General features: G+C 71.8%; 20 protein-coding genes and 1 pseudogene. 13 read left to right on the top strand and 8 right to left on the bottom strand.

The window, feature by feature from the left end; all coding sequences use genetic code 11:
- Positions 1-22 precede the first annotated feature (22 nt).
- The 9 genes and pseudogenes from D7223_RS33285 (at position 23) to D7223_RS00065 (ending at position 7434) form a co-directional block, all read left to right on the top strand.
- Positions 23-412, top strand: a complete 390-nt coding sequence (locus tag D7223_RS33285) for a 3-oxoacyl-[acyl-carrier-protein] synthase III C-terminal domain-containing protein (protein ID WP_238161376.1) — start codon at positions 23-25, stop codon at positions 410-412.
- Positions 409-1118 (top strand): annotated as a pseudogene (locus D7223_RS34200) (beta-ketoacyl [acyl carrier protein] synthase domain-containing protein); the annotation flags it as partial. The gene D7223_RS33285 and the pseudogene D7223_RS34200, both read left to right, overlap by 4 nt.
- 135 nt (positions 1119-1253) lie before the next feature.
- A complete protein-coding gene (locus D7223_RS34195) occupies positions 1254-1499 on the top strand; it encodes a hypothetical protein (RefSeq protein WP_244948864.1) in 246 nt (81 codons plus the stop codon).
- Positions 1500-1524: 25 nt separating this feature from the next.
- Positions 1525-2196, top strand: a complete 672-nt coding sequence (locus D7223_RS34190; protein ID WP_238161369.1) for a hotdog family protein — start codon at positions 1525-1527, stop codon at positions 2194-2196.
- Between the two features lie 72 nt (positions 2197-2268).
- Complete coding sequence (locus tag D7223_RS34185) at positions 2269-3582, top strand: SDR family oxidoreductase (RefSeq protein WP_202864555.1); 1314 nt, start codon at positions 2269-2271, stop codon at positions 3580-3582.
- Positions 3540-3737 carry an acyl carrier protein gene (locus D7223_RS34180; protein WP_202864554.1) on the top strand — a complete coding sequence of 66 codons (198 nt, stop codon included), beginning with the start codon at positions 3540-3542 and terminating at the stop codon, positions 3735-3737. The genes D7223_RS34185 and D7223_RS34180 overlap by 43 nt, the downstream gene beginning before the upstream one ends.
- Before the next feature lie 92 nt (positions 3738-3829).
- Entirely contained in the window at positions 3830-5167 is a 1338-nt protein-coding gene (locus tag D7223_RS00075; RefSeq protein ID WP_120723486.1) for an NAD(P)/FAD-dependent oxidoreductase, read from the top strand.
- A complete protein-coding gene (locus D7223_RS00070; RefSeq protein WP_120723484.1) occupies positions 5167-6189 on the top strand; it encodes a ketoacyl-ACP synthase III family protein in 1023 nt (340 codons plus the stop codon). Before D7223_RS00075 ends, D7223_RS00070 begins: the two co-directional genes overlap by 1 nt.
- 21 nt (positions 6190-6210) lie before the next feature.
- Positions 6211-7434: a nucleotide disphospho-sugar-binding domain-containing protein gene (locus D7223_RS00065; RefSeq protein ID WP_147252471.1), complete on the top strand. Its 1224-nt coding sequence runs from the start codon at positions 6211-6213 to the stop codon at positions 7432-7434.
- Positions 7435-7489: 55 nt separating this feature from the next.
- Here the strand turns inward: D7223_RS00065 and D7223_RS00060 are convergent, their stop codons facing one another.
- Together D7223_RS00060 and D7223_RS00055 are read right to left on the bottom strand one after the other, a co-directional pair.
- Positions 7490-8707, bottom strand: coding sequence for a nucleotide disphospho-sugar-binding domain-containing protein (locus tag D7223_RS00060; protein ID WP_120723480.1), 1218 nt, complete (start codon positions 8705-8707; stop codon positions 7490-7492).
- Positions 8708-8723: 16 nt separating this feature from the next.
- Complete coding sequence (locus tag D7223_RS00055) at positions 8724-10091, bottom strand: NDP-hexose 2,3-dehydratase family protein (protein ID WP_120725523.1); 1368 nt, start codon at positions 10089-10091, stop codon at positions 8724-8726.
- A 171-nt stretch (positions 10092-10262) separates the two neighbouring features.
- On the opposite strand from D7223_RS00055, the gene D7223_RS00050 reads away from it, so the two are divergent.
- On the top strand, positions 10263-11093 hold the full coding sequence (locus D7223_RS00050) for a 2-oxo acid dehydrogenase subunit E2 (RefSeq protein WP_120723478.1): 831 nt from the start codon (positions 10263-10265) through the stop codon (positions 11091-11093).
- The gene (locus D7223_RS00045) at positions 11093-12154 is read left to right on the top strand and encodes an alpha/beta hydrolase (RefSeq protein ID WP_120723476.1); all 1062 of its coding nucleotides are present in this window, start codon (positions 11093-11095) and stop codon (positions 12152-12154) included. Before D7223_RS00050 ends, D7223_RS00045 begins: the two co-directional genes overlap by 1 nt.
- 14 nt (positions 12155-12168) lie before the next feature.
- Here D7223_RS00045 and D7223_RS00040 read toward each other — a convergent pair whose 3' ends face one another.
- Together D7223_RS00040 and D7223_RS00035 are read right to left on the bottom strand one after the other, a co-directional pair.
- A complete protein-coding gene (locus tag D7223_RS00040) occupies positions 12169-12936 on the bottom strand; it encodes an AfsR/SARP family transcriptional regulator (protein ID WP_120723474.1) in 768 nt (255 codons plus the stop codon).
- Positions 12933-13715 (bottom strand): thioesterase II family protein, encoded by a 783-nt coding sequence (locus D7223_RS00035; protein ID WP_120723472.1) that lies wholly within the window; start codon positions 13713-13715, stop codon positions 12933-12935. Before D7223_RS00035 ends, D7223_RS00040 begins: the two co-directional genes overlap by 4 nt.
- Before the next feature lie 382 nt (positions 13716-14097).
- Between D7223_RS00035 and D7223_RS00030 the strand changes: the two genes are divergently transcribed.
- On the top strand, positions 14098-15096 hold the full coding sequence (locus tag D7223_RS00030; RefSeq protein WP_120723470.1) for a Gfo/Idh/MocA family protein: 999 nt from the start codon (positions 14098-14100) through the stop codon (positions 15094-15096).
- A gap of 59 nt (positions 15097-15155) precedes the next feature.
- Positions 15156-15743: an allene oxide cyclase barrel-like domain-containing protein gene (locus D7223_RS00025; RefSeq protein ID WP_147252472.1), complete on the top strand. Its 588-nt coding sequence runs from the start codon at positions 15156-15158 to the stop codon at positions 15741-15743.
- 12 nt (positions 15744-15755) lie between these two features.
- Here the strand turns inward: D7223_RS00025 and D7223_RS00020 are convergent, their stop codons facing one another.
- The 4 genes from D7223_RS00020 to D7223_RS00005 all read right to left on the bottom strand — a co-directional run.
- Positions 15756-16235 carry a Clp protease N-terminal domain-containing protein gene (locus tag D7223_RS00020; protein ID WP_120723466.1) on the bottom strand — a complete coding sequence of 160 codons (480 nt, stop codon included), beginning with the start codon at positions 16233-16235 and terminating at the stop codon, positions 15756-15758.
- A gap of 7 nt (positions 16236-16242) precedes the next feature.
- Positions 16243-16446: a hypothetical protein gene (locus tag D7223_RS00015; RefSeq protein WP_120723464.1), complete on the bottom strand. Its 204-nt coding sequence runs from the start codon at positions 16444-16446 to the stop codon at positions 16243-16245.
- A 61-nt stretch (positions 16447-16507) separates the two neighbouring features.
- Complete coding sequence (locus tag D7223_RS00010; RefSeq protein WP_120723461.1) at positions 16508-17956, bottom strand: FAD-dependent monooxygenase; 1449 nt, start codon at positions 17954-17956, stop codon at positions 16508-16510.
- Positions 17953-19622: phosphopantetheine-binding protein (locus D7223_RS00005; RefSeq protein WP_238161360.1), on the bottom strand; the 1670-nt coding region annotated here is incomplete at its 5' end. The genes D7223_RS00010 and D7223_RS00005, both read right to left, overlap by 4 nt.

Here is a 19622-nt window from a genome sequence, read left to right as displayed (position 1 = left end):
CAGCGGAGAGGGCACCATCGCGTTGATCCGGATCCACCAGCAGACGCTCGCGCTCGTCGAACGAACGCTCGACCAGGCCGGCCTCGGCGTCGGCGACGTCACCCGCGTGGCCTACATGAACTATTCCCGGGAGATCGTCGAGCAGCGGTGCATGGTGCCGCTCGGCCTGGCCATGTCCCGGTCCACCTGGGAGTTCGGGCGCGAGGTGGGACACCTCGGCGCGAGCGACCAGATCGTTTCGCTGGACCACCTGGTCACCTCCGGTCAGGTGCGGCCCGGCGACCACGTACTGCTGCTCGGCGTCGGATCGGGGGTGCCGATCTCCTGCGCGGTGATCGAGATGCTCGCACCTGCTCCCTGGACCCTGCCGCGCTCGACGACATCTGACGCAGAGAAGGCGAGACTGGCATGACCGACATCTCCGACCCCCGCAGCCGATTGCCGTGGTCGGTCTCGGCTGCCGGTTCGCCGGTGACGCCGATTCCCCGAAGCCTTCTGGGACATGCTCGTCGCCGGCCGCGACGACATCTCCGAACCCCCCGTCGAGCGCTGGCAGCCGTACGCGCCCTCGGTCCGCAGTACACGGCGGCGCTCCGCCGGGCGGCGGTGCCCGGCGGCTTCCTCACCGGCATCGACGGTTTCGAGTCGGCGTTCTTCGGGCTCAGCCCGCGCGAGGCGGAGCTGATGGACCCGCAGCAGCGGCTGCTGCTCGAGCTGGCCCGGGAGGCACTGGAGCACGCCGGTATCCCGCCGCGCAGCTGGCCGGCAGCGACACCGGGGTGTTCGTCGGCATCGGTTCCGACGACTACGGGCGGCGGATGCTGGAAGACCTGCCGACGATCGAGGCGTGGACCGGCATCGGCAGCGCGATGTGCGCGGCGGCGAACCGCATCTCGTACGCGCTCGATCTGCACGGTCCCAGCCTCGCGGTGGACACCGCATGCTCGGCCTCGCTGGTGGCCACCCACCTCGCCACCCAGAGCCTGCGCGACGGCGACTGCACGGTCGCCCTGTTCGGCGGCGTCAACCTGATCGTGTCACCGGGCCTGACGCTCACCCTGGACGCGGCCGGCGCGACCGCCGCGAACGGCCGGTGCAAGCCGTTCGACGAGGCCGCCGACGGATACGGCCGGGGTGAGGGCGGCGGTGTGCTGGTCCTCAAGCGCCTCGCCGACGCCCGCCGCGACGGCGACCGGGTGCTCGCGGTGATCCGGGGCAGCGCGATCAGCCAGGACGGCCGGACCAACGGCATCATGGCGCCCAACGGCGAGGCGCAGCGGGACCTGCTGGGCGAGGCCGCCCGCCGGGCCGGGGTGGAGCCGGCCTCGGTGGACTACGTCGAGGCGCACGGCACCGGCACCCCCCTCGGTGACCCGCTCGAGGCGAACGCGATCAGTGCGGTGTACGGGCGGGGCCGCCCGGCCGAAGCTCCGCTGCTGCTCGGTTCGGTCAGCCGAACATCGGGCACCTGGGGGCGGGTGCCGGGGTGGCCGCCCTGATCAAGGTGGCGCTGCGCTGGACGACGTGGACCTGCGGCTGCCGCTGGTGGTGGCGGCGGAGGCCCGGCAGGTGCAGGTGGTCGCCGAGGACGGCACTGTCCGGCTTGCCTCCCGGTCCGGTGACGGCGACTGGCTGCAGCACGCCGTCGCCACCGCCGCCGAGGGCCCGGTGGAGGCGCCGCCGCGCGCCCGCCGCCTGCGCCCGGGCGACCCGGCCGCGGTCCGGCGCCTGCTCACCGCCGTCGGCGTGCCCACCATGGCGTTCGATTGGACCGTGACCGAGCTGCTCCGCGGCGACGACGCGATCCGCGCCCGAGTCGAGGTCGGCCCGGCGGACACCTGGGCACCCGTGCTGGACGCGGTGCTCTCGGTGGCTCCGGCCGCGTTTGGCGGTCCGGACCGGCTGCGCATGGTGGCCGGCCTCGCCCGGCTGCGGCTCGCCGGCGTGCCACCGGAGACGGTGGATATCCAGGTGACCGTGCGCGACGGCGAGCTCGACGTGGCCGTCGACGACGCCCGCGGCGGCACGGTCGCCCGGCTGGACGGCCTGCGGTACGGCTCGATGGACGAAGCGGCCGGACCGGCGGAGCTGGTACACGAACTCACCTGGCAGCCGCTGGAGTCGGCCCCGGGGGCGGAGGCCCGGGACCTCGTGCTGGTCGGCGCCGAGCCCGCCATGCTGGCCGCACTGGCGTAGGCCGGCGCCCGCTGCCGGGCCGTCGCGGAGGCCGGGCCGCTGCAGCTGACCGCACCCGCCGACGTGCTGGTGGTGGCCGCGGTCCCGAAGCCGGGCGAGCCGGTGCCCGACGTGGCCGCCCGGTCCGCGGCGCTGCTGATCGGCACGGCGCGGCAGCTGATCGGGCAACCCGGCGCCCGGTTGTGGGGCATCACCGCCGGGGTGCGGGAGAGCACGGACGAGGCTCACCTGGCCGGTTCGGCGATGTGGGGCCTGGGCCGGGTGCTGGCCGGTGAACAGGACGACCTGTGGTGCGGCACCATCGACCTGCCGGGGGAGGGCCTACCCGGAGCGGACCTGGCCGCCGTCCTGCTCGACGTGCTGCGCTCGGACGTCCGCGAGGACGTCGTCGCGATCCGGGACGGTGCGGCCTTCGCGTCCCGCCTGCGCCGCGCCGAGAGCCCGGCCACCGGCGACCCGGTGAGCTGCCGCCCGGACGGCACCTATCTGATCACCGGCGGTCTGGGCCGGCTCGGCCTGGAGGTGGCGGCCTGGCTGGCCGGCCGCGGCGCCCGGCGGCTGATCCTGGCCGGGCGGCAGGGACTCCCGCCGCGCAGTGCTTGGGCCGATCCGGCCGACCCGGAGACCCGGCGCCGGATCGACGGAGTCCGGGCGCTCGAGGCTCGCGGCATGACGGTCCGGGTGATCGGGCTGGACGTCGCGGATGCCGGAGCCGCCGCCCGGGAGCTGTCCCCGGACGCGACCGGCCTGCCACCGATCGCCGGCGTCGTGCACGCCGCCGGGGTGCTCGAAGACCGGCTGGCGACCGATGTGGACGAGAAGTCGCTGCGCACCGTGCTGCGGCCCAAGGCCGACGGCGCCTGGGTGCTGCATCGGCTGTTCCCGCCCGGTTCGTTCGACTTCATGGTGCTGTTCTCCTCCTGCGGGCAGCTGCTCGGCCTGCCCGGGCAGGCGACCTACGGTGCCGCCAACACGTTCCTGGACGCCCTCGCGGCGCACCGGCCTGACACCACGAGTCTCGGCCTCACCTCTTGGCGCGGGTACGGCATGGCGGTGAACGAGGCGACCGACCGGTGGCTGCGGTCGCAGGGCGTCACGGACATCTCGGCCGCCGGGGCGTTCAGCGCGTGGGACCGCGCCGCGCGTACCGGAACGGGGTACGTCGCCGTGCTGCGCACCGTGCCGCTCACCGAGGGACAGGAACGCGGGCCGCTGCTGCGAGATCTCGCCACCGGCCCGGAGACGGACGGAAACCGGCCGTCGGGGGGGAGCTTCACCGGCCTGTCCCGCGAGGAGCTCGGCAACCGCGTGCTGAGGTGGTGCGCGCCCAGATCGCCGATGAGATGCGGCTCGCCACCACCGCCCTGGACGTCCGCCGGCCCCTGATGGAGCAGGGCCTGGACTCGGTCATGACGATCATCATCCGGCGCCGGCTGGAACAGCGCTTCGGCCGGAAACTGCCGGCCACCCTGCTGTGGCACCAGCCGAGCGTCCTCGCGATCACCGAGCACCTCGTCGCCGAGGTCTCGGCACAGCCCTGACGGGCACCCACAAGGCTGCCTTAAGGCCGCCGGTGAATCGTTGCGCACATTCGTATGACCCGCCAGAAGGCGGGCCGGGCAGGGGGAGAGGCATGGCTTCTGACTTCGACGTCGCGGTTATCGGCGGGGGTCCGGCGGGGGCGACCGCCGCCTCTTACCTGGCCGCCGCCGGACTGTCGGTGGTGGTCTTCGAGAGCGAGATGTTCCCGCGCGAGCACATCGGCGAGTCGCTGGTACCGGCGGCCACGCCGGTGCTCAACGAGATCGGCGTGATGGACGCGATCGACGCGGCGAACTTCCCGAAGAAGTACGGCGCGGCATGGACGTCCGCCGAGTCCCGCAACATTCCGCTCAACGACATGCTCGACCACGACTGGACCGCCGAGGTCCAGTTCGTCGAGCGTGACCAACTCGGCGTCGACCGCGACTACACCTACCACGTGGACCGTGGCCAGTTCGACCTGATTTTGCTCAAGCACGCGGAGAGCCTGGGCGCTCACGTGGTCAGCGGCGGCCGGGTGCTGAAGGTCGATCTGGACTCCGACCCGGACCGGGCGTCGCTGGACGTACGGTTCGGCAGGCACACCACCACCTTCACCGCCGACATGGTCGTCGACGCGTCCGGCCGGCACACCACGCTGGGTCGCCAGCTCGGCCTCAAGGTGCCCGACCCGGTGTTCAACCAGTACGCGATCCACAGCTGGTTCGAGAACCTGGACCGGGAGGCACTGGCCGTCGCGCCTAACAAGGTCGACTACATCTACGTGCACTTCCTGCCGATCGAGGACACCTGGGTCTGGCAGATCCCGATCACCGACACGATCACCAGCGTCGGCGTGGTCACCCAGAAGGAGCGGTTCTCGAAGTCCAACGAGGACCGCGAAGAGTTCTTCTGGAACTTCATCTCCAGCCGCCCGGAGCTGCACGACGCGCTCAAGCAGGCCACCCGGCTGCGCCCGTTCAAGACCGAGGGTGACTACAGCTACTCGATGAAGCAGATCTGCGGCGACCGGTTCGTGCTCGTCGGCGACGCGGCCCGGTTCGTCGACCCGATCTTCTCCAGCGGCGTCAGCGTCGCTCTCAACAGCGCCCGGCTGGCCAGCAAGGACATCATCGCCGCGCACAAGGCGGGCGACTACTCGAAGGACCGGTTCGCCACCTTCGAGCACAAGATCCGCCGGGCGGTGACGCACTGGTACGAGTTCATCTCCATCTACTACCGCCTGAACGTCCTGTTCACCACGTTCGTCCAGGACCCGCGCTACCGCCTCGACGTGCTGAAGATGCTCCAGGGCGACTTCTACGACGACGAGGAGCCGAAGGCGCTGCCGGCCATGCGGGAGATCGTCACCGCGGTGGAGAAGGATCCGGAGCACCTCTGGCACCCGTACCTGGGCAACATCCGCTCCGTCGCCCCGCCGGCGTTCTGATGCTCACCCCGGATCTGCACATCGCCTCGGTCGGCGTGCACCTGCCCGCCGGCCGGGCCAGCCTGAAGTCGGCGATCGACGCGGGGCTGTGCGACGAGGACGAGTTCTTCGAGAGCGACCTGGTCGAGGTGCCGGTCGCCGACGGGGTGGCGGCGGCGGACATGGCGGTCGAAGCGGGCCGGCAGGCGTTGCAGCGAGCCGGGCTCGACCCGTCGAACCTGGACCTGCTGGTGCACGCGCCGATGTCCCGGGAGGCGCCGGAGGGTTGGGCGTCCCCCGGCTATCTGCTGCGGGAGCTGAAGTGCGGGCGGGCCGCGTCGTTCGCGATCAACCAGGGCTGCAACGGGACACTGGCCGGGATCGAGCTGGCGGCGGCCTGGCTGAGCGCCGCCCGGGACCGATCGTCCGCACTGGTCACCTCGTCGCTGCGGGCCATCGCGCCCTATCTGCAGCGGTGGACCAGCGCCGGCTTCGGCATGGCGCTCGGCGACGGCGCCTCCGCGGTGCTGCTCAGCCGCAGCCCCGGGGTGGCGCGGGTCGAGGCGGTGAACTCGCGGACCCTGCCGGAGCTGGAGGGACTGCACCGCGGCGCGCTGGACCTGGCCGACCAGGAGTCGATCGCCATGCTCACCGTCGACGTGCCGGCCCGTGCACGGGAATTCGCCGTGCGCTCCGAGTTCGACTCCCTCGACATGCACCGCATCTTCAGCACCATGTACGCCGAGATCGCCCGGGAGACGCTGGCCGAGGCCGGGATCGGAACCACCGACCTGACCAAGGTGGTCTTCACCAACGCCGGCGCGGCCCTGATCGAGGCCGACGTGATGGGCCCGCTGGGGCTCAGCATGAACCTGTCGACGTGGGACTTCGGCCGGACCATCGGGCATGTCGGCGCGAGCGATCATGTGTTCTCGCTCGACCACCTGCTGAACTCCGGCGAGGTCGAGCCCGGCGACCGGGTGCTGATGCTGGGCGGCACTCAGGGCTACAACGTCGCCGCCGTCGCGCTCACCGTCACCTGACGCCAACCGAGAGAGGCCGCCGTGAAGGTTCTGTTCATACCCTGGTCCCAACCGACGCACTTCATGCCGATGGTGCCGCTCGCGTGGGCGTTCCGGGCCGCCGGGCACGACGTCCGGGTGGCCGCCCAGCCGCACGTCGTGGACACCGTCAAGCAGTCCGGCCTGACCGTGCTGCCGATCGGCCGGGACTACGACTTCATGCCCGAGTTCCAGGCTGTCACCAATCAGATGGCCCAGCACAACCGCGACAACCCGGACGACGAGACGGACAGCACCGCGCTGCCGGACATCCCGATCGAGGTGCTCAAGCCGGCGCTGGAGGCCAAGTTCGGCCCGTTCGTGAAGACGGCCGTGGCGATGGCCGCGGACCTGGTGCCGTTCGTGCAGGGCTGGCGTCCCGACCTGGTGATCGCGAACCCGTTCGCCATGGTCGGGCCGCTGATCGCGGAGATCGCCGGCGTCCCGTTCGCGCACCATCTGACCGGACCGGCCTTCGAGCGGCAGATGGGGCTGTTCCCCGGCAACGGGGCCCGGCCGGAGATCTGGGCGGACGGCCTCAAGGCTCTCTACGAGCGGTACGGCGTCGAGGTCCGGGCCGAGTACGCCGCGGCGGTCGTCGACCCGTGCCCCGCGAGCCTGCAGTTCGACAACGTCCCGAACCGCACGCCGGTCCGGTTCGTGCCGTACAACGGCCCGGGGGAGATCCCGGAGTGGCTGTCCACCCCGGCCGAGCGCCGCCGCGTCTGCCTCACCTGGGGCACCACCACGAGCCACCTGACCGGCTCGGAGGGTTTCCTGGTCCCGCAGATCCTGAAGAGCCTGGCCGCGTACGACGTGGAGGTCGTCACCACGGTGACCACGGCCGACCGGGCGCTGCTCGGCGAGGTCCCGCCGAACGCGCGGGTGGTGGAGCAGATGCCGCTGCACCTGCTGCTGCCCACCTGCGACGCGATCGTGCACCAGGGCGGCACCGGCACGATGCTGACCGCGGCGTCGCTGGGCCTGCCGCAGGTGCTGGTGGCCGGCATCCTCGACCAACTGGATACCGCGAAGCACGTCGCCCGCACGGGCGCAGGCATCACCTTCAACGCGGCCCGCACGGACGCCGACGAGATCGCCGCGGCGGTGCTCACCGCCCTGGGCGACGGCGAGGTCGGTGCCGCGGCCCGGGATCTGCAGGCCGAACTGCTGGCCCAGCCGACCCCGGCCGAGGTGGCCGCCGACCTGGAACGCCTGATGCGCTGACGAGGCACTGCCAAGCGGCCCGGGCGAATCGCCCGGGCCGCTTTCCTGTGGCCTCTCAGCGCAGCTTCTCCAGGCTGCGGACCACGTCCGCCGGGCTGGGCTGGGCGAGCAGCTCGTCACGGATGCGGCGGGCCGCGATGGTGAACTTCTCTTCCGACAGCAGCGAGGCGGCCGCCGTGGTGATCGCCCCGGTGTCGGCCTCGTCGGCCTTGAGTCCCACGCCGACGCCGCTGGCCACGATCTGGTCGCACACCAGGCCCTCGTCGGCCACCTGCGGCAGGGCCAGGTGCGGTACGCCGTACAGCGCGGCGGTCAATGCCGCCCCCGAGCCTGACTGGTGCACGATCGCCCGGCAGGTCGGCAGCAGCAGGTTGAGCGGCATGTCCTCGACGACCCGGACGTCGCCGGTGGTCTCCGGCACGCGGGCCCGGTCGTGTGCCCGGACCGCCACCACCACCTCGGCGTCCACCGGGCGCAGCGCCTCCAGGATGCGCGGCACCAGGAACGCCTCGTCGGTCATCAGCGCCTGCCAGGACGAGCTCCAGGTGACCAGGATCCGCGGCCGGTCCGGTTCGTCGAGCACCCAGCTGGGCGCGATCGCCGGGCCGTTGTACGCGGTGTACCGCATCGGCATCCGGTTCGGCACGCCGGGCAGCTGCAGACTCGGCGGGCAGGTGTCCACGGTGACGTCGGCGATGTCGGCGGACGGCTTGACGCCGTACCGCTCGTAGACGTCGACGAGGCCCTGCGGCCATGCCGCCCGCGGGTCCTCCTCGGGGCCGGTGCCGGTGCCGGGCAGGCCGACGTGCCGGGACATGTCCGGACCCCACAGATGCCTGACCACCGGGGCGCCGACCGCGGCGGCGGCCAGCGGCGCGGCGTAGCAGAGCGGGTCGGTGACCACCAGGTCCGGCCGCCACGCCTGGGCGAACGTGACCAGGTCCTCGGCCATGTCCTCGGCGGTCTTGATGTGCGGCACCATCCGCAGCTCGAGCAGCCGGGCGCGGACGTCGGCATGGAACTCGCCCGGCCCCACCATGTTCGGGCCCTGGTCCACGCTCTTGCGCACCTTGACCAGGTCGGCGACGCCCTCCATCAGGTCATAGCCGCCGCCGACCTGAACGCCGATCCCGCCGGTGCTGGTGACCGCCGGCAGCAGGGCCGGCTGCGCGGCCACCCGGACGTCGTGCCCGGCCGCGCGGAAGGCCCAGACCAGCCCGACCATCTGGTAGTAGTGGGTGGGCCAGGCCATCGGGGTGAAGAGAACTCGCATGTGACTCCTTCGGTTGTCAGCGAAGCGAGTGCACGCACGCGACCAGCGTCCGCGCCTCGACGTTGAGGTAGTGACCGTGTTCGAGCAGCCCGGACAGCTGGTGCACGGTCATCCAGCGGAAGCTCTCCGGGATGGCCGGCGGGAAGTCGTCGCCCACCTCGACCACCCGGTAGCGGGTGAGTGCGTGCTGGAAGCGGCCGCCCTCCTCGGAGAGCAGCGAGTCGACCCGGATCCGCGTGGTGTCCGCGGTGGTCGCCTCGGCCGCGAACGCCACCGTCTCGGGGGTGCCCGGCACGGTGGGCAACTGCACGGTCGGCGCCAGTTCCACCAGGTCGCGCAGCCCCGGCTCGGCGCGGGCCTGGACGAGCAGGTGCAGCACGCCGTCGATCGGCTTGGCCAGGAACGCGGCCAAGCCGTGCTCCCGCGGTTCGAGCAGCGGCTGCTTCCAGTGGGTGACCTCCCGGTTGGGCGCGCCCACGGCGACCCCGATGACCCGGAACCGGGCGTCCGGCCCGCCCGCGATCTCGTCCGCCGTGGTGGTCCAGTCCGGCACCTGGTTCAGCGGCACCTTGTCGACCTTCCACTCGCAGGCCACCTTGCAGTCGGTGATCCAGCTGAGCAGCTCCGCGCGTGAGTGCAGCGCCGGGGCGTCCGGGTCGTACGAGTTCCATACAGCCCGGGTGAAAGGGCCGGCGGCGGCCGGGTCTACGCGCACCGGCGGGCCGACCGGCATGCAGGCCAGCACCGTACGGGCGTCCATGTTGACCAGGTTGTCGACGCGCAGCAGGGCGTACACCTGGTCCAGCGGCAGCCAGTGGAAGTCCTTGTCGGCCGGCACGTCCTCGGTGACCAGCACCACCATGTTGCGGTTGTGCTTGCGCCAGAACCAGACGCCCTGCTCCGACTGCAGCACGTCGACCAGCACCTGCCCGCGCCGCCGGCCGTGGAAGTACTCCAGGTAGCGGGTGAGGGTGCCGCGGTGCACCCGCGTGTAGTTGCTGCGGGTGGCCTGCACGGTCGGGGACAGCTGCAGTGTGTTGAGGTTGCCGGGTTCCATCTTGGCCTGCATCAGACAGTGCAGGACGCCGTTGAACTCCTTGACCAGGATCCCGAGAATGCCGGTCTCCGGCTGGTTGATGATCGGCTGGGTCCAGTCCCGGTCGTCGTCGGTGCGGTAGCGCAGCCCTTCGATGGAGAAGAACTTGCCGCTGTCGTGCCGCAGGTTGCCGGTGTCCGGATCGAGATACCAGCCGTCCAGCTCGGCGAACGGCACCCGGCTGACCGAGAAACGTTTCGCGGAATGGCCCGCCCACCACCGGTGGAACGCGGCCAAAGAGGTGAGCGCCTGATCCCCGGCCGACGCCGACAGGGTGAATCGGGACAGGACATCGTCGGGGCCGCGGCGCGTGGGCGCCCTCTCCTGGACCACGGGGCCTCCTCGGTTCTTTGGCCTGCAGGACACCAGCGATCCCTGAAGCCGCGACAACGCGGCGGCAAAGGCACCCGGCGATGTCCGGCAAGGGCAGCTTTAGGGGGCTCGCCGAGACTGACGCCGATGACGACCACACGACCCACCCCCAGCCACAGCCGGCAGGCGCCGGTGCCTCGTGAGCGCAGCCACACGCTGTTCTTTCTCGACCGAATCCGGGAGTTCAGCCCGGTGCACCTGGATACCGAGATCGACATGACCGCGGTCCGGGCGCACCGGGCTGCGGCCCGCGCCGCCGATCGGCGGTTCTCCGTCGTGTCCTATGTGCTGCACTCCGCGGGGCGGGTGCTCGGCGGGCATCCGGCGGCGAACGCCGCTGTCCGGGGCGGGTGGCGGCCGCGGTTGGCCTACTTCGACACTGTGAACGGCAAGGTCACGCTGGACAAGAAGGTCGGCGGCGAGCGCGTGGTGGTCTCCACCGTGCTGCGCGGGCTGGCCACCGCCGAGCTGGAGACGATCCAGCGGGACGTGGACCACTTCCGCGACGGCGATCCGGACACGATGCCCGAGTTCGCCGCGATGCGGTCGCTGCACCGGCTGCCCCGTCCGCTGGGCCGGCTGGCATTCCGGCTGGGGGTGCGGCCGCTGGCCCGCCGGGCCGACACGATGGGCACGTTCGCGGTGACCTCGCTCGGGCACCGTCCGGTGGACGGGTTCCACTCGGTCGGCGGGACCACGGTGACGCTGGGCGTCGGCCGGATCGCCGACCGGCCGGTGGTGCGGGACGGCGCCGTCACGATCGCGCCGGTGATGCGGCTGAACCTGACCTTCGACCACCGGGTCATCGACGGCGCCGAGGCGGCCGACGTGCTCGGCGAGATCAAGGAACGCCTGGAGAAGTTCCCACCGTACGACGGCGGCCTCGTACCGGCCACCACCGCACCGGAAGGATCATGATGAACGACGTCAGCGAGCTCAAGGCGTACATCGAGGCACACGCCCGGGGCCAGCGGGTGGACGACTTCCGCGACGTGCTGCGCCGGATCGAGTCCGACCACGGCGCCGAGCCGGGGTCCTGGGTGGCCGAGTGGTGCCGGTCGGCGGAGAACGCCGAGCAGGCCGGTGACCTGCTGGGGGCGGCCCGGCGGTACGCCCTGGCCCGGTTCCCGTTCGTCGACGGCCCGGCCCGGCAGGACGCGTTGAACCGGGCGGTGGCCGCCGTCGATCGGTGGTGCGTCGCATACCCGGAGATCCAGCCGCTCGAGATCAAGCTCGACGACGGCCGGGTGCGCTGCTGGACGGCCGGGTTGTCGGTCACCGAGCGCAAGCCGCTGCTGGTCTTCCTCGGCGGCAACGTGACCGTCAAGGAGCAGTGGGCGCCGATGCTGGTGCACGCTCGCCGGCTCGGCATGGCGGCGGTGGTCACCGAGATGCCGTCCTGTGGCGAGAACACCCTGCCCTACACGCCGGACAGCTGGCGGATGTTGTCCGTGCTGCTGGACGAACTGGCCGACCGCGCGGACGTGTCGCGGACCCACCTGACCGCGCTGAGCCTCAGCGGGCATCTGGCGCTGCGCTGCGCCGTCGAGGACCAGCGGATCCGGGGTGTGGTCACGGTGGGCGCGCCGGTCCGGTCGTTCTTCACCGACGCGGACTGGCAGGCGAAACTGCCCCGGATCACCACCGATTCGCTGGTGCACATGACCGGCGCCGACCCGTGGCCGGGCGTCGGCGGGTGGGAGCTGACCGACGAGCAGTTGCGGTCGCTGGACATCCCGTTGGCGTACTCGGCAAGTCTTCGCGACGAGATCATTCCGTACGACGAGGTCCGGGTTCTGAAGCGCAATGTCCGTAACCTGGCGCTGCTCGAGCACGACGATGTGCACGCGGCGCCCGGTCACGTGCGCCAGACCCAGCTCTGGACCACCCTGCAGCTGCTGCGGGCGCGTGGGGTGCGCGGCCCCCAGGTGCTGGTGCTGCGGCTCATGCTGGCGCTGGCCGGCCGGCGCGGGGCGTGACCGCCCCGCGCGGCTCAGGCGGCGTTGAGCTGCAGGCGGCCGTCCGCGGCCAGGATGGCGCGCTGCAGGTCGCGCAGCGCCTGGCACGGTTCCAGGCCCAGTTCCTCGCGGAGCGTACTGCGGGCGGTCTGGTAGACCTTGAGTGCGTCGGCCTGCCGCTCGGAGCGGTAGAGGGCGAGCATGAGCTGGCGGTAGAACGCCTCGTAGAGCGGGTTCTCGGCGACCAGCGGGTAGAGCCGGCCGACGAGTTCGCGGTGGTGGCCGAGGACGAGCTGCGCCTCGGCGAGCATCTCCTGGCATTCCAGCCGGGCCTCGGCCATGTGGGTGACGAAGCTGTCGACGATGTATCCACCGCGCAGGTCGCCCAGCACCGGGCCGCGCCACAGCCGTAGCGCGTCCTCGAAGCAGTACATCGCCTCTTCGTGCTGCTGCTGCCGCATGCTGGACCGGCCCTGGTTGACCAGCTGCTGGAAGATGTGGAAGTCGATCTCGTCGGTGCCGCGCCGGAGCAGATAGCCGGGCGGCCGGGTGACGATCGGGTTGTCCGGGCGATCCGGGCGGCGCAGGAACTTGCGCAGCTGGGAGATGTAGACGTGCAGGCCCGCCGTGGCGGTGTGCGGGAGGTCCTCGCCCCAGATCTCGTCCATCAGCTGGCTGAGGGCGACGATCTGGTCGGATCGGATCAGCAGCACCGACAGGACAGTCTCGATTTTTTGGGCGCTGATCGACGTGTGGGTGCCACCGTCGGTCACGCGCAGCGGTCCCAGAACCTCATACCTCACGAAGCGGCCTCCTCAAACGTCAGCGGTGTGCGTGCGCCCGCGAGCGCGACCGTGATCGTCTCGGCGACGGCCGGCCGGTGCGCGTCCAGATAAAAGTGCCCGCCGGGGAAGACCCGGAGGCCGAACTCGCCGGTGGTGTGCGCCGACCAGGCCCGCGCGTCGTCCACCGAGGTCTGTGGGTCGTGGTCGCCGACCAACGCGGTGATCGGGCAGTCGAGCGGCGGGCCGGGCACCCAGTGGTGCGTCTCCACCGCGCGGTAGTCGTTGCGGGTCACCGGCAGGATGGTCTCGAGCAGTTCCGGGTCGTCGAAGAAGCGCGGGTCGGTCCCGCCGACCCCGCGCAGCTCGGCCACCAGGCGCGTGTCGTCCTGCAGGTGCACGGTGCCGGCTCGGTGCACGGTCGGGCCGCGCCGTCCCGAGACGAACAGGTGCTCCGGGCCGGTGCCGTGCGCACGGGTCAGCCGTTCGGCGACCTCGAACGCCACGACCGCGCCCATGCTGTGCCCGAGGAACGCGGTCGGGCGCGGCGGCAGCCGGTCGATCACCTCGAACACCCGGTCGCTGAGCTCCGTGATGGTGTCGATCAGGGGCTCGCGTCGGCGCTCCTGCCGGCCCGGGTACTGCACCGCGACGACCTCGAGCCGCAGCAGGCGGGACAGCGTGAACCAGTAGCTCGCCGAGCCGCCGGCGTGCGGGAAACACACCAGCCGTACGCCGTCCGGCGGCGCCCCGTCGAATCGCCGTAACCACAAGTCGTCATCGCCATCGAGCAATGGCACGTCGGCTCTCCGATCCCTGAAGAATGACGGCGACCCCCGTGAGTCCCAGCGAGAGTCTATGAATTCACCGGGACGGGTTGCATACCCCTAGCCTGGCCGTCGGGGTCTCCTAGGGGCTCAGGAGGCGGGTGACCGGACGGTCCGCCGGTCACCCCCTAAAGGCCGTCTATCGTGGGCCCACGTGGGCTAACTCCCTTGTCGGGCTCCCGTGATCCCGGTACGTTGCGGCGAGCGGCACGTCCACCTCGGCGGCACCACCGGACCGGAAAGAGCTATCGATGGTTGGTCTCGTGGCCTGTCATAATTGCGCTTGCGCTCTTCATCCGGCCGTTTCGTCGCCATTCAGGAATGCGGATCCGCTGCCATGACGATGACATTTCCGATGACTCCGGTGCGACTCGGCATAATGGGCTGCGCCTCCATCGCGAGACGCCGGATCCTGCCCGCGGCCAGCGCGCTCGACGAGGTGGACGTGGTCGCGGTGGCGAGCCGCGACCTGGCCAAGGCGGATCTGTTCGCGGCCCGGTTCGGCGGCCGCGCGGTGCAGGGCTACGCGCGAATGCTGGAGATGCCGGACGTGGACGCGGTCTACATCGCGCTGCCGGCCGCCCTGCACGCCCCGTGGGTCGAGGCGGCGCTCGAGGCCGGCAAACACGTGCTGGCCGAGAAGCCGCTCACCACCGAGGTGGACCGCACCGAGGAGCTGATGGCGCTGGCCTTCGGGAAGCGGTTGGTGCTGACCGAGAACGTCATGTTCATCCACCATCACCAGCACGTCGTGGTGCGCCGGCTCATCCGGGACGGTGCCATCGGCGAGGTGCGCGAGATGCGGGCCGCGTTCACCATTCCGGAGCTGCCGCCGGACGACATCCGGTACCGCGCAGATCTGGGCGGCGGCGCGCTGCTCGACATCGGCCTCTACCCGGTGCGGGCCGCGGTGCACCACCTCGGCGGCCGGCTTGAGGTGGCCGAGGCCACGTTGACCAGCCATGACCGATTCCCGGTCGAGGACGGTGGCTCCGCCGTTCTGCACGGTCCGCGCGGCGTCCGGGCGGTGCTGACGTTCGGCATGCGGCACGCGTATGCGTCGCGGTACGAGGTGATCGGCGACCGTGGCCGGGTGGTGGTCGACCGGGCCTTCACCCCGCCCGCCGACTTCCATCCGGTGCTGCGCCTGGAACGGCACGGCCGTGGTCACCGCGGCGGGGTCGAGGAGATCCGGCTGCCCGCCGAGGACCAGGTGGCGCTCGCGCTGCGGTCGTTCGCCACCGCGGTACGCCGCGGGGCGGCGCCGGACGAGGACACGCTGCGGCAGGCTCGGCTGCTCGAGGCCATCCGGACCAAGGCCGGCCCGGCCGAGCCGCGCGCAAGCGGCTCTTAAGAACGTCGCCGTAGCGTCGCAGCGACCGTACGGTTCACATCGAATTGCGGAGTTGAGCGATGTCGCAGACAACTGAGGGAACGCCGCCGGTGGCCGCCGGCGTGGACGAGCGGGCCATGGAGGCCGGTGCGGACGCCCTGCGTGCGTACCAGGGCGATCAGGGACCGCTGAGCGTGGACGCGCTCGCCGTGGCGGCCGCCACCGTGGCCGGTCTTCACGAGCCCGGTGTGGATGATCCCGCGAAGGCCGTCGACCGGTGCCTGGTACGCACCGTGACCGAGTTCGCGGAGGAACTCACGGTCAGCGATCCGCCGGAGACCGCGGGCGTGGGCACTACCGTGCGGTATGTCGAGGCGTTCCACGACGATAAGGGCAACCGGGTCGGCACGATGACCGGTGGGGCCGTCGTGGTGCAGATGAAGCCGCACATGTGGCAGGCACACCGGAGTGTGGCCACCTTCGACGACGGCGCCCTGGACATCACCGGGCTGATCGACTGCAACGCGCTGGGCCGGCAGATGACGCAGATCTTCCGGGCCGTCGGCACCAGCGGGGTCTATGCCGGGCGGGCCGGCTTCCTGGCCTTCGAGCTCAGTGACCCGACCAGGAAGCCGCCGCACTTCAGTGTGACGATCGTCGTCTGCTGACCGGCGTGCCGATCAGGCCGCCGCTGCCGGACCCGCGCTCAGCGCGGCGCGCACGGCGGCGCGATCGACGCCCAGCCGGTCCAGCAGTTCCGCGACCGGGTCGGGTCGGGGAGTCTCGAGGAGAGCGAGCAGCAGGTGCTGCGGCTCGAGGGAGTGGCTCCGCCCGGTGCGGGCGATCGCCGCGGTGCGCTTGAGTGCCGCGCGAGCCGCCGAGGTCCACGGCGCGTGGCTGGAGGCAGGCGGCAGCGGCGTGCGGTGCACCCCGGTGACGTTGAGCTGAAGGGCGGCCAGCGCTTCGGAGTCCAGTGCCTCCAGTGCGGCCCGGGCCGACTCGAGGGTGATCCCGAGTGCGCGGGTCGCGGGCGAGCCGGTGTCGTGCAGCAGACCGAGCAGCAGGTGCTCGGTGCTGACGCGCCGGTCACCGCGGCGGCCGACCTCGATCAGGGCGGTGGACAGCAGGGCCTGGGACCCGGCGGAGAACTGCTCGAACATCAGAGCCTCATTTCCCGTGCTTGGCGTGTGCGGATTGACGGGAGACGCCCAGTGCGTCCCCGATCTGCTCCCAGGACCACCTCTGCTCGCGGGCCCGGGTCACGGACGCCGCCTCCACCTGCTCGGCGAGCCGATGGAGCGCGCCGACGGCCCGCAGGCCGACGGCGGGATCGTGGGCGGCCAGAAGGGTCGCGATATCGGCTTCCGTCATGTCTGTCAGTCTAGCCTGACAAGATGCGGGCGTCAATCGAAGTTGACGCCCGCCCTCTCCGCTACCGGGACGCGCCGAACCAGGTGGTCAGGGCGGCGACCGGGTCACCGCCGGCCAGGCCGGCCGCCCACGCCACCCGGCCGTCGGGCCGCAGGAGCACCGCCTTCGCGTCGATCCGGTCGGTCGGCGTCGCCCACACGTGGTCGACCCGATCCGACCAGCCGGCCGGCAGCGTCGCCTCGGCGGTGAAATCGATCAGTAGACCGCGGCCGGTATGCAGCAGCTGCGCCACCGACGTCTCGTCGCCGCCGACCGTCAGCGGCACGTCCGGCAGGCGGGTGCCGGGCAGGTCGCCCTCGCCGGGCATCGGGTAGCGGACGTCCAGCCCACCGGCCATCCGGACCAGGTACGCATTGACGTCGGCAAATCCAATCAGCTCCCCGAAGATCTCGCGCAGTGGGCCGATCTCGGTCATCCGGTGCATCAACGCGGTCTGCGCCCGGGTGCTGGAACAGGCCCGGGCGCCGACCGGGTGCCGCTCGTCGTGATAGCTGTCGAGCAGATCCGGTCCGGCCCAGCCGTCCACCGCCGCGGCGAGCTTCCAGCCCAGGTTGACCGCGTCCTCGATGCCCGTGCTCAACGCTTGCCCGCCGAGCGGGAAGTGCACGTGCGCAGCGTCGCCGGCCACGAACACCCGGCCCGCCCGGTAGCTCTCCGCCTGCCGGGTGCGCGCGTCCCAGCGGGTCATCCACAACGGCTCACCGGCCAGCTCGTCGCCGACCAGGCGGGCGATCGCCGCGGTCATCTCCGCCACGGTCACGGGTGCAGTCGGGTCCGGAGGGGCCACCTCGAACTCGCCGGTGATGACCCGGATCGTGCCGGGACCGGTCGGCACCACCGTGCAGATGCCCCGGTCGTACTGGTTGGAGCCGATCCGGGCCAGCAGCGGGTTACCCGGCCCGACCCGGAAATCGCCGAGCATGCCGTAGAAAACCGGGTCGACTCCCGGAAAATCAATGCCGGCCAGCGTACGGACGACACTGTCTGCGCCGTCGCAACCCACTACGTAGGACGCCCGTACGGTGTGCTCCGCGCTGCCCGACCGCACGGTGACGTCGACACCGTCCGCGTCCTGCGCCAGTCCGGTCACCTCGCTGCCCCGCCGCACGTCGGCGCCCAGCTTGACGGCCCACTCCTCGAGCCGGCGCTCCAGCAGCGAGTGCGGAATCGCGAACGAGAACGGGTGCCGGCCGGCGAGCGGCGCGGTGTTCAGCGGGAGGTGCGCGAACTGGGCGAGCGGGAACTCCATCCCGATGCCGCGCAGCGAGTCCATGATGCCGCGCTGGGTCAGCATCTCCACCACGGCCGAGTTGATCGCCCCGCCCCGGGAGTGTTCGTTCGGTTCGGCCTGGCGTTCCAGGACCACGGTCTCGACCCCGGCGAGGCCGAGCTCACCGGCGAGCATCAGGCCGACCGGCCCGGCGCCGACGATCACGATGGGACTGCTCATGGCTGTTCCTCCAACTCATCTGTGGTGCCGCCGAGCTCGGCGTGCAGGTGACCGGCGAGCTCGGCGGGCGTCGGGTTGTCGTACACGGCGGCGGGGTTGAGGGTGAGGCCCACCGCGCTGAAGCGGGCGGTCAGGTCGAGCGCGGTGACCGAGGTCAGGCCGAGGCTCAGGAAGTCGGCGTCTGCGCCGACCGCGTCCGGATCGGAGTGGCCCAGCACCCCGGCGGTCTGCTCGCGGATGAAGGCCAGCAGGATCTCCAGCCGGCCCTCCGCCGGTAGGTCGGCGATCCGCGGTACGGCCGTGGTCGCCGTCGCCGTCGGCGCCGGCTCGGGCAGGGCGGCGAGGGCTGCGGGCACGCGCTGCCAGAGCCGGCGGGACATGTCGTCGGGAGTGACGGTCGTGGCCGGGTCGGCCAGCAAGTAGGTGCCCGGCGCCAGCTCGCCGGCCCGGTCCAGCACGGCCGGGACGGTGTCCTGGAGCCCGGGTGCGACGGCGAGGCAGACCGACGAGGTACGGGCGCCGGCGGTCTCCATCTCGGCGAGGGTCGTCACCGTCGGGTCGGCGCCGGGTGCCGGCCGGACCGCCGAGGCGGCTGCCGGCACCGGTACGAGGCGGCGGGCGTACCGGCCGCCGGGTCGCAGGGCCACCTGCCGCTCGTCGCCGGCCAGCGCCCGCCGGAGGTCGGTCGTGGCGCCGGCGGGCAGGTCGAGCAGCCGGTAGGGGACCGCCGGGTCGGCGGCCGCGGCGGTCCGCACCCGGTCCCAGAGCGCGGCCTGGTCGGGGTCGGCCGGCGGGTCATCCGGGGTGATCGCGTGCGCGCCGCGGCTGACCACCCAGAGTGGAACATCCAGCCGGGCCACCACCAGGGCGTCGGCCGCGTCGAGGGCGAGGATGCCGTCGGGGCGCTCCCGCTCGATCGCCGCGCGGACCGTGGCGGCGACGTCATCTCCGGGCGCCACCGGCAGGTCGGTGATGCCGTCCCCGGGCAGTGGCGCGGCGGTGGTGCGTACGAGCAGGAAGGTCTGTGCCGGACCGGCCTGCTCGGGGACCGGTTCCCAGGCGAGGCGGTGCAGCACGCGGTCCTGGCGGCGCCACGCGGTCAACGCCGGGAGCAGGGCGTCCAGGGCGTCCCGCCGGTCGGCGGGCAGACGGAGGACCCCGGCCACGGCTGCGGCGTCCTGATCGTCGACGGCCTGCCAGAGCAGCTTCTCGTGGTCGGGACGGTCGGTGCGCTGTGGCGGCGTGTCCAGCCAGTACCGCGAGTGTTGGAAGGGGTAGGTGGGCGGGGGCGGCTGCAGCGCCGGTGTGCCGGGGTCTTCGTGGAGGTGGAGTTGGGTGCGGGCGTGGTGGGGGTTGGGAGTGGTGATGGTGTGTGGCTGGTCGAGGGTGTGGTGTAGGTGTGGGGTGAGGGTGCTGTGTGGGGCGATTTCGAGGTAGGTGGTGGTGCCGAGGGTGTGGAGGGTGGTGATGGTGCGGTGGAAGTCGACGGTTTCGACGAGGTGGTCGGCCCAGTATTCGGGGCTGATGGGGGTGGGTGTGATGACCGGGATGGTGGCTGGTTGGTGGTGGAGGGTTGCGGCGGCTTCGCGCAGGGGCTGTTTCAGGGGTGCCATGGCGGGGTGGTGGAAGGCGTGGGCGGTGCGTAGCAGTGTGGTTTTGATGCCGG

The organism is Micromonospora endolithica (assembly GCF_003626595.1).
Classification (GTDB): domain Bacteria; phylum Actinomycetota; class Actinomycetes; order Mycobacteriales; family Micromonosporaceae; genus Micromonospora; species Micromonospora endolithica.
This window is presented reverse-complemented; position numbering and strand designations above follow the sequence as displayed.